Genomic DNA, 9,661 nt, shown 5'->3' with positions numbered 1-9,661 from the left:
GCCCAGGGCGTTGCCCGCGGGCTCGATCTCGAAGGCGATCGCTAGGCGGTCCTCGTCGGGGACATACCCGAAGTACTCGGTCCACCAGTAGGCGTCATCCATCAGCTCCTGGCGGCAGCCGTAGATCCCCGGGATGTTCAGATCGGGGCCGACGTAGAGTCTTCCGTCCTTGTACTCGTCCGCGCGGCCATCGATCCACCGGACGAGGAGGAAGAGATCCCGATCGGTGTAGACCGCCTTCATCGAGACGTATGCGGGCGTGGCGTTGCCCCCCACGCCGTTCTCATCCGAGATGCGGACATTCAGGAACTCGACCGCATCCCCCCCCCACTCCTGCTCGACCATCTGCCCATCGAGAACGATGGGATTCCTGGTGAACTCGGCCGGCGAGCGGTAGATGGCGCGAAGCACCGTCTTGGCGTCCGGCGAGGGTTGCAGGATATCGTCGGTCTTCTGGCAACCGCCCCACACGACGAGACCCGCCAGGAAAAGAAAGTCGAATGGAAATCGTAAGACTCGCGGCAAGTTCTTTCTGCTCATCCCCATCCAGTCCCGACCCAATCGGGCCGCCTCCAACCCCGAGCAGCCAAGCGACAACCTCCCGCAGGGAGGCACGATGTCAGGCTATCCGAGGCCCCAAGGGGTGTCAACCAGCGAATCCGTCAGTGGATGGGAGCTTCGTCCCAACGCACTTCCGGGAACCTCGAGAGCTCGCCTCGGAAAACCGCCTCTATCGAACCCAGGTCGCCCGGAGTCCTCGCTTCGAAGCGAAGAACGAGGACCGGCTGCGTGTTGGAAGCCCGCAGCAGGCCCCAGCCGGAGGCGATCCTGGCCCTCACGCCGTCGATCGTCACCACCGGATAGGTGGCGCCCAGGCGCCCCGCCACTTCCTCGACCACCCGGAACTTGGCCTCGTCGGTGCATGAGACGCGGATCTCGGGGCTGTTCACATAGGCGGGAAGCGACTCCCTCAGGCGCGACAACGGTAGATCCTGGCGCGAGAGGTAGGAGGCGAAGCGCGCGGAGGCGTAGATCGCGTCGTCGTGGCCGTAGAAGTCCTCCCCGAGGAAGATGTGTCCTGACATCTCTCCGGCCAGAAGAGCGTTCTCTTCCCTCATCCTGGCCTTGAGGAGGGAGTGGCCCGTCTTGGCCATGATCGGCACGCCGCCGTGGGCGCGGATGTCCTCCTCGAGGCCTTGGGAGCACTTCACGTCGAAGATCACCTTCTCCCCCGGGTGTCTCGACAGCATGTCACGGGCGAAGAGCGAGAGGAGCTGATCGCCATAGAGGAGATGGCCCGAGTCGTCGACGACTCCGATCCGATCGGCATCCCCGTCGTAGCCGATCCCGATGTCCGCCCGCTCCGAGACGACGCGCGCGCAGAGATCCTCCATCAGGGCCGGGACCGTCGGATCGGGCTGGTGGTTGGGGAATCTGCCGTCGGGCTCTTCGTAGATCGCGACCACGCGGTGTCCAAGCGATCGGAAGATCCGGGGCGCGAGAAGCCCCGCGCAGCCGTTTCCCATATCGAGCACGACGCTCAGCGGACGCGCGGGCGCGCACTTCGAGAGGACCATTTCCTGGTAGGCCCCATTCAGGTCGAGATCCCGGTAGGCCCCGCCGCCTGATCGGAAGCGCCCCTCCCGGATGCGCGCGGCGAGCTCCCGTATCCCCTCGCCGTGCAGGGGAGCGGTCCCGAGGCAGAGCTTGAATCCGTTCTGGTCGGGGGGATTGTGGCTTCCCGTCACCATCGCCCCGCCGCCGCCTCCTTCCTTGTGGATGGCGTAGTAGAGAACCGGCGTGGGGACGAGCCCGATCCTCCTGACCTCGAGCCCCGTGGCGGCCAGCCCTTCCCCGAAACTCCCCTTGAGCCGGGGGGAGCTCTCCCTGACATCCCAGCCCAGGAGACAGACGGAGGCCCCGGACTCGACCAGCCGGCTGCCGAAGGCCCTGCCGATCTGCCGCACGAGCCCGTCGTCCAAGTCCCTGTCCGCTACGCCGCGGATGTCGTACTCGCGAAAGATGTGCAGATTCACGCTTCCTCCTGCCGCTCTAGGACTTCGCCTCGGACCGTTCGCCGCGGCTCCTCGGGCGCGAGCTCGAGCGAAGCCAAGCGTCGATGAACGGATTCAGCTGGCCGTCCATCACCGCCTGGACGTCGGATGTCTCCTGGTCGGTTCTGTGGTCTTTCACGAGCGTATAGGGATAGAAGACGTACGAGCGGATCTGGCTCCCGAAGGCGATCTCCTTCTTCCCGTCCTCCAGATGATCGAGCCTCTTGCGCTCCTCTTCGCGGTAGTGGTGGTAGAGGCGCGCCTTCAGGATCCTCATCGCGTGGTCGCGATTCCGATGCTGCGACCTCTCCGCCTGCGACTGGACGACGATCCCGGTGGCAAGGTGGGTGATCCGCACCGCGGAGTCGGTCTTGTTGACATGCTGCCCCCCGGCGCCGCTCGCCCGGAAGGTGTCGACGCGCAGGTCCTCGTCCCGGATCTCGACGTCCGTCAACTCGTCCACCTGGGGAAGGACAAAGACCGAAGCGAAAGAAGTGTGCCTGCGCCTGGCCGCGTCGAAGGGAGAGATGCGCACAAGCCTGTGGACGCCGCTCTCGGCCTGAACGTAGCCGAAGGCGTAATCCCCCTGGATCTCGATTGTCGCGTCCTTTATGCCTGCTTCCTCCGCCTCCTGGTAGTCGAGCAGCGACGCCTTGAAGTCGTTCGCTTCGGCCCAGCGGAGGTACATTCGCAGGAGCATCTCCGCCCAGTCCTGGCTGTCTGTCCCTCCCGCGCCCGGATGAATCGAGAGGACGGCATCGTGGCTGTCGAGCTCCCCCTGGAAGAAGGAGGTCAGCTCGAAGCGGTAGAGGTCCCGCTCGAGCGCCCCGGCGATCTGATCGCTTTCGGCCCCGGCGGCGGGGTCCGCGACCTCGCCGGCCAGCTCGATCATCGTCTCGAGGTCATCGCAGCTTCTGCGCAGTTGCTCCCAGCGGACGATCTGCCCGCGCGAAGCCTTGAGCTTCTGGATCTTGCCCCGGGCCTCGTTCGGCCGATCCCAGAAGCCCGGATCGCTCATCTCCTCTTCGAGCCGGCGGATCTCCTGTTCCCTTTGGCCGAGATCAAAGGAAGCTCCGGAGGTGATCCAGCTTTGCCCGACTCTCGGCGAGGACCTGACGGGGATCGATGCTCATGGATTCGTCTCCTTCCATCTCAACAGCCTCTGCCACAGGCGCTCGGCCTCCAAGGTCAGATCCTCCTCCGACCCGCCGTTGTCGACCTGCTCGTCGGCGTGCAGCAGGAGCTCTTCCTCCGGAATCTGGTGAGCGAGGCGGCGCCTGGCCTCCTCCTCCGGCATCCCCCGGAGTCGGAGGCGCTCGATGGCCGCCAGATCGGGGCAGCGAACGACGACGACCCGGTCGACGGGAAGTCGGCTCCTCCAGTCGATCAGGAGCGCCGCGTCCAGCAGGACGATACCAGCCCCCCCATTCACCCGCAAGGCGGAGAGCCTCTCGCGGATCTTCTCGATGATCCAGGGATGGACGATCTCGTTGAGGTCGCCCAGGGCTGAGGCATCGAGGAAGACGCGATCCGCGAGCGCCCTGCGATCGATCTCCCCGCCCGCTCCGAGAATCGAGGGGCCGAATCGGGCGATGAGCGCGGCGCGGACGGCGGCGCTCTCGCGCAGGGCCTCGTGGCCCAACGCATCCGCATCTATGACCGGGCAACCGTGAGCGCGAGACAGGATCGCGCAGAGCCTGCTCTTGCCTGAACCCATCCTGCCCGTCACCCCGATCAGCGTGCGTCTCTCCGGCGGCTCCCGTTCAGGCATGGACTTCATCCCAGCTCCGCCCGCGGGCGATCTCGACGACCAGGGGAACGTCCAGCGTGATCGCCTCCTCCATGGCGGAACGCAGAATCGCCTCGACGGTCTCGGCCTCCCCCTCGGGCCCCTCCAGGAGCAGCTCGTCGTGAACCTGCAGGATCATCCTGGCGGCGCAGGAGCTTGAGGCGAGAGACTCGTGCACGCGGATCATCGCGCGCTTCATCAAGTCGGCCGCCGAACCCTGGATCGGCGTGTTCGCGGCGATACGCTCGGCCTGGGCGCGGGCCCGGGCGGAGTCGGTCGCGAGCGCGGGAAGGTAGCGCCTGCGGCCCAGAATCGTCGAGACGAAGCCGTCCCTCCTTGCGCGAGCGAGATTCTCGTCCAGGTACGCCTTCACCCCCGGCATCTTCGCGAAGTAGTGCTCGATGAAACCCCTGGCCTCCGCGAGGGAGATCCCGAGCTCCCGCGAGAGGCGCAGCGGGCCCATCCCGTAGAGCACCCCGAAGTTGACCGTCTTCGCCCGCGCCCGCATCGCCGGATCGACGCGGTCCAGATCGGTGTCGAAGATCCGCGCAGCCGTCGCCCTGTGGATGTCTTCCCCGATGCGGAAGGCGGCGATCAGGGCGGGATCCTTCGAGAGATGGGCGAGGATGCGCAGCTCGATCTGCGAATAGTCGGCCGAGATCAGCAGGTCCCCGTCCCTCTGGGGCACGAAGGCACGGCGGATCCTCCTTCCCTGCGGCGTCCGGACAGGGATGTTCTGGAGGTTCGGATCGCTCGACGAGAGCCTGCCGGTCGCCGCCACGGCCTGGTTGAACTGCGCGTGGATCCGGCCGGTCCGCGGGTCGATGAGCCTGGGCAGGGCATCCAGATAGGTCGTCTTGAGCTTCATCGTCTGCCGGTACTCGAGCACCGCCCGCGCGATCGGGTGATCCGTCGCCAGCTCTTCGAGGACCTCCGAGTCGGTCGAGTAGCCGGTCTTGGTCTTCCTCCCGTGCGGGAGTTTGAGCCGCTCGTAGAGCACTTCCCCGAGCTGCGACGGGGAGTTGACGTTGAAGCTCACGCCCGCAAGACGGACGACCTCGTCGCCCTGGCGGACAAGGTCGGCCTCGAGCTCGCGCCCCATCGATCCGAGCAGGCGGGCGTCAACATGAACGCCCGTCCTCTCCATCTCCACGAGGATCGGGATGAGCGGCCCCTCGATCTCACGGAGAAGCGCCTCCTGTCCCTTCTCCCGAAGCCGGGCGAGGAGTGGCTCCCTCAGCCTCCAGGCGGCGTCGGCGTCCTCGGCCGCGTAATCCCGCACGCGGGAGACGGGAAGAAGATCCATCGTCGTCTGCTGCCGGCCCTTTCCGATCAGCGTCTCGGTGGCGATCTTGCGATGGCCGAGCAGCTCCGCCGAGAGCGAATCGAGATCCCTCGGGCGATCAGGATCCAGGAGATAGGAGGCGAGCATCGTGTCGAAGTAGGGACCCTTCGGCCGCAGGCCGAGGGTCTCAAGAACATGCATGTCGAACTTGAGGTTCTGCCCGACCTTCTCGACTCGATCGTCGGCGAGGATCTTGCCGAGGTGAAGACGAACGGCCGCCTCCGGGACGTTCCCGCCCTCCTCGTGCCCGAGCGGCACGTAGTAGGCGCTCCCCGCTCTCCAGGCGAAGGAGAGGCCGACGGGGCGAGCGCGCCGGGCATCGAGGGAGTCGGTCTCGGTGTCGATCGCGAAAGGAACGCCCGGGCCGGGGAAGGCGGCGAGGATCCTCTCGAGTTGCGATTCGTCTTCGATCGTCTCGTAGGACGCCCCCCACCCCCTCTCCTCCTCGAGAGCCAGGGAATCGATCAGGCGCCGGAACTCGAGCTTTCGCAGCAGATCGAGAAGCGGCGCGCGCCCGCGGATGCTCGGGGTCCGGTAGGTCTCGATCTCCGCCTCGGGAAGAAGATCGGTCCTGAGCCGGATGAGCTCTCTGCTGAGCATGGCCTCCTCGCGGTGAGCGGCGAGCTTCTCCCGGACCGAGACCCGCGGGACTTTCTCGAGCTCTTCGTAGAGCCGATCCAGCGTCCCGTGCCGCTTGATCAGCTCCGCCGCCGTCTTCTCCCCGATCCCCGGAACGCCCGGAACATTGTCGACCGAGTCGCCGGCCAGAGCGAAGAGGTCGAGGATCTGGGCGGGCGCGACGCCCCAGCGGGCCGCGACTTCGTCCGGACCGAGCAACGACTCCGCCTCCTTCCCGCGCGGCGGGACAAGCTGCAGGAGACGCGGCCCGACGATCTGATTGAAGTCCTTGTCGGAGGAGACGATCACAGCCTCGTGCCCCAGCGCGACCGCCCGGATGGCGAGGCTCGCGATCAGGTCATCCGCTTCGACCCCCTCCTGCTCGAGAATCGGAACGCCGGTCGCCTGGACGAGGGCTCGGATCAGAGGAAGCTGCTCGACCAGATCCTCCGGCATGGGAGGCCGGTTGGCCTTGTAGGCCGGGTAGCTCAGATGGCGGAAGGTCGGGGCGGCCGTGTCGAAGGCCACCGCGGCGAACCGGCCGCCGCGCTGGGTCAGGATCGGAAACAGGGTCTGCGCGAAGCCGAAGACGGCGCTGACGTTCATCCCATCGGATGTGAGACGCGGGTTTCGCTGGAATGCGAAGTGGGAGCGATAGACGATCGCGGAGCCGTCGATGAGATAGATCCGCTCGGGCATCGCCTCCGCGTCCTCAGCCCCTTCTCTCCCGCGGGCGGTAGATCTCGGAGGACTCCAGAGCGGGGACGATCGCGTCGGGCACCAGGCCTGCGACGGGCCTGCCACGGTAGAGCCGCTCCCGGATGAGCGTGGACGAGAGGCCGCAGGCGGGTCCATCGATCCAGACCGCGTCCGCCCCTTGGGGGAGCGCGCGACCGTGCCCCGGCCGCCCGTAGATCCCGAGCCGCGCAATGCGAAGGATCTCTCCCGGCTCTCTCCAACTCGGCAAGTCCTCGAGGGAATCGGCTCCCATGAGCAGCCAGATCTCATCCCGGGAATCGAGCTTCGCGCGCAGGCGCCTCAGCGTATCGATCGTGTAGGAAGGGGATCCGGCGTCGGCCTCGAGGTCGGATGCGGCAAGCCCCGGATGGGGCTCGATCGCGCGGCGGAGGATCTCCATCCGGACGTCGTACGGAGCCACGGCTCCCGCCCCCTTGTGCGGAGGAACCGCCGCCGGAATCAGGAGCACGCGATCGAGATCGAGCTGCTCAAGGGCGAAGAGGGCGATCCAGAGATGCCCGAGGTGGACGGGGTCGAAGCTCCCTCCGAGAACGCCCCATCTCTTCAAGGAGCCTCCTCCCCGGTGGCTGGCGGGGGCAGGATGCGCAGGGCCTCCTCGGCCTCGCGGCGGAGGTCGGACAGCTTGCGGTCCTCCTTGATCCGATCGGGCGTGGCGTGGGAGAGGAGTCTCTCCCAGGCGCCGCGCGCCTTCTCGGACTCGCCGAGCCGCCCGTGCATCCGTCCGAGGTTCGCGAGGGCCTCGCCCGCCCGGCTGAAGTCGGACCGTATCGAGAGCGCTTTCTCCAAGTAGAGGACCGCGCCACGGGGCTGCCGGAGCTTGAGATAGGTCTCTGCGTTGTAGAACGCCTTCAGGGCGAGCCTCTCGAGGCACGCGTCGATCGCCTTTTCCGCCTCGCCCCTGAAGGCCCCCTCTGGATATCGGATCGTGTAGGCCCGCATCAGATCCAGCGCCGCCTCCGTGCTCTCTGGATCCTGCGCCGGGCCGAGCGACTCCTCGAAGTTGCTCCGCGCCCTCTCGAACTCCGCTTCCTCTCGCAGGGAGCTCTGAGGGAAGTCGCGCACGAGGCGGTTGAAGTCCTCGATCGCAAGCAGGTTCTCCCCCGTCTTCTGATGCGATCGACCGAGCAGAAGGAGGGCCTCGTCGAGGCGGTTCGAGCCAGGGTGCTCGTCAACGAAGGCTGTCAGCAGCTCGGCGGCCCTGATGTAGTTCTCATCATCGTAGGCCTTGCGGGCCTGCAGGTAGTCGGCCTCCTCGCTGGGCAGCCTCTTGACGCCCGGCGACGAGCCGCCGCATCCGCACAGGGTCGCGGCGATCAGCAGCAGCGCGATTCGGCGCACCATGTCCCTCACTTCTGATTCTGGTAGAAGAGATAGATGAGGCTCGAGATGATCCCCAGAACTGCGAACGGCTCGATGTACTTCCCGATGTTCGCCGGGGGGATCGTCGGCTTCGCGAACGGGTAGGCCGCCCCCTCCGCGAGCAGCCTCGAGTCCCCGGAGAGGTGGTCCTGGCGATTGCTCTGCGCGCGCGCCACCTTCACGATCTTCCCCTTCGGGCCCTCGATCCGGCTCGCCTGGACGCTGACTCCGCCGAGCCGGCGGACGGAAGGCTGCCCGAAGAAGACAAGCCTCCGCTTGGACGTGGGGTAACTCACGGCGAACTCGAGAACGCGGAACTCGATCACTGTCCCCTCGGGATAGTTTCGATAGGCCGGCACCTGAGCTGCGGGCGCCTCCGTCGTCTTCTGCCCCTGATCTTCCTGCGTCGGCTCCTCCTCCCCCTCTTCCTCTGTTTCGGGCTCGGAGGATCCCGCCCCGAGCGTGTCGGAGTCCGCCTCATTCGCCCCGAGCGTGTCGCCCCATGAAGCAGCGAAGATCGAGTCGGCGGCGGCGAATCCGCTGTCCGCCGGGGCAGCCGTCTCCTCGTCCGCGACCCCGCCCGCGCGCCTGACCGCGGATGTATCGGGCGGAGGAGCGGGCGTCGCCTGCACCTGCGACGCCAACCGTACGGCCACGCCCCGGCGGGCGAGCGCGGAGGCGAACGCATCGGCCACGAAATCGCTCCCCTCGTGCCAGGCCGCCGGGATCAAGCTGATCGACTCGCCGGGCCGCACATCGAGGCTGTCCAGCAGGACGGAGACCGTCTCCGAGGTCAGATCGCCCAGCAATGCAAGGTTCGTCGGAAATGTCGCCTCCTCGCAGGCAACCGGCGAAGCGCCGGCGCCGAGCGAAAGGAGGAGAACGACGATGGAGCCCTTCAGGAAGCAGCGAGACATGAACCCTTCTCCTCTTCGGTTGCGGGCCGGGCCTCCAGGTCGTAGATCGAGGCCCTCGTGATGACCGCCTCTATCAGATCGCCCGGACGCAGGGGCCGACCGGTAAGGTATCGTAGACGCGTCCGCCCGTCGACCTCGGGGGCCTGCCCTTGATGCCGGGCGCGCCATCCCCCGCGCGGGTCCTTCTCGTCCAGAAGCAGGAGGGCCCGCCGTCCGACCCTCTCTCGGTTGAGGCGTTCGGAGATCTTCCTCTGTGCAGCGAGGATTCTCCGGCGCCTCGACCGCCGCACCGCGGGGGGGACCTGCCGCTCGAAGGATGCCGCGGGCGTCCCGGGCTCGGGGCTGAATTCGAAGACTCCCAGGTGATCGAAGCGGTACTCCCGCACAAAGGAGATCATCTCCTCGAAGTCCTCGTCGGTCTCCCCCGGGAAGCCCGTAAGAAGGACCGTTCTGACGAAGAGACCCGGGATCTTCTCGCGGAGGCGCTCCAGAAGCCTCCTGGTGCGGCGGAAGGAGGGCCGCCGCATGTTCCTCAGAACACGCTCCGACACATGCTGGATCGGAATGTCGACGTAGCGGCAGAGGCGGGGCAGGCTCATCAGGCAGTCGGTAAGCTCTTCGGTCCATGTCGCCGGATGGGTATAGAGGAGTCTGATCCAGACGATCCCCTCGATCTGGTCCAGCCGCCGCAACAGGGCGGGCAGTGCGCCAGGCTTCCCCTTGTCGGTCCCGTACGCGGTCAACTCCTGCGCCACGAGATTGATCTCCCTCACGCCGCCTCCCGCCAGCCTCTCGACCTCGCGAACGATCGAGCCGAGTG

Annotated in this window: 9 protein-coding genes; all 9 read right to left on the bottom strand. The window is 66.8% G+C overall.

Features of this window, described 5'->3' with window-relative positions:
- The coding region (locus FJY88_09490; protein ID MBM3287562.1) for a hypothetical protein at nt 1–540 on the bottom strand (540 nt) is incomplete at its 3' end.
- Between the two features lie 122 nt (nt 541–662).
- Nucleotides 663–2,036, bottom strand: coding sequence for a phosphomannomutase/phosphoglucomutase (locus tag FJY88_09485; protein MBM3287561.1), 1,374 nt, complete (start codon nt 2,034–2,036; stop codon nt 663–665).
- A 16-nt stretch (nt 2,037–2,052) separates the two neighbouring features.
- Nucleotides 2,053–3,187, bottom strand: a protein-coding gene (locus tag FJY88_09480) for a peptide chain release factor 2 (protein ID MBM3287560.1) whose coding sequence is annotated in 2 segments (ribosomal slippage) — nt 2,053–3,129 and nt 3,131–3,187 — 1,134 coding nt in all. Because the reading frame shifts where the segments join, the coding sequence is not laid out codon by codon here.
- The gene (locus FJY88_09475) at nt 3,184–3,834 is read right to left on the bottom strand and encodes a dephospho-CoA kinase (GenBank protein ID MBM3287559.1); all 651 of its coding nucleotides are present in this window, start codon (nt 3,832–3,834) and stop codon (nt 3,184–3,186) included. The genes FJY88_09480 and FJY88_09475 overlap by 4 nt, the downstream gene beginning before the upstream one ends.
- Nucleotides 3,818–6,661 (bottom strand): DNA polymerase I, encoded by a 2,844-nt coding sequence (gene polA / locus FJY88_09470; GenBank protein MBM3287558.1) that lies wholly within the window; start codon nt 6,659–6,661, stop codon nt 3,818–3,820. Before polA ends, FJY88_09475 begins: the two co-directional genes overlap by 17 nt.
- Nucleotides 6,519–7,436 carry a nicotinate (nicotinamide) nucleotide adenylyltransferase gene (nadD, locus tag FJY88_09465; protein ID MBM3287557.1) on the bottom strand — a complete coding sequence of 306 codons (918 nt, stop codon included), beginning with the start codon at nt 7,434–7,436 and terminating at the stop codon, nt 6,519–6,521. Before nadD ends, polA begins: the two co-directional genes overlap by 143 nt.
- The gene (bamD, locus tag FJY88_09460; GenBank protein MBM3287556.1) at nt 7,109–7,906 is read right to left on the bottom strand and encodes an outer membrane protein assembly factor BamD; all 798 of its coding nucleotides are present in this window, start codon (nt 7,904–7,906) and stop codon (nt 7,109–7,111) included. Before bamD ends, nadD begins: the two co-directional genes overlap by 328 nt.
- Before the next feature lie 5 nt (nt 7,907–7,911).
- Nucleotides 7,912–8,841, bottom strand: coding sequence for a hypothetical protein (locus FJY88_09455; protein MBM3287555.1), 930 nt, complete (start codon nt 8,839–8,841; stop codon nt 7,912–7,914).
- A partial coding sequence (locus FJY88_09450; protein ID MBM3287554.1) for a radical SAM protein occupies nt 8,823–9,661 on the bottom strand: 839 nt, incomplete at its 5' end. The genes FJY88_09455 and FJY88_09450, both read right to left, overlap by 19 nt.

The organism is Candidatus Eisenbacteria bacterium, from assembly GCA_016867495.1.
In the GTDB taxonomy this organism is placed as follows: domain Bacteria; phylum Eisenbacteria; class RBG-16-71-46; order CAIMUX01; family VGJL01; genus VGJL01.
This window is presented reverse-complemented; position numbering and strand designations above follow the sequence as displayed.

Coding starts and splice junctions, on each gene's coding strand:
- bamD (MBM3287556.1), bottom strand. CDS start 7,906: ATGGTGCGCCGAATCGCGCTGCTGCTGATCGCCGCGACCCTGTGCGGA.
- FJY88_09455 (MBM3287555.1), bottom strand. CDS start 8,841: ATGTCTCGCTGCTTCCTGAAGGGCTCCATCGTCGTTCTCCTCCTTTCG.
- FJY88_09475 (MBM3287559.1), bottom strand. CDS start 3,834: ATGAAGTCCATGCCTGAACGGGAGCCGCCGGAGAGACGCACGCTGATC.
- polA (MBM3287558.1), bottom strand. CDS start 6,661: ATGGACCCGCCTGCGGCCTCTCGTCCACGCTCATCCGGGAGCGGCTCT.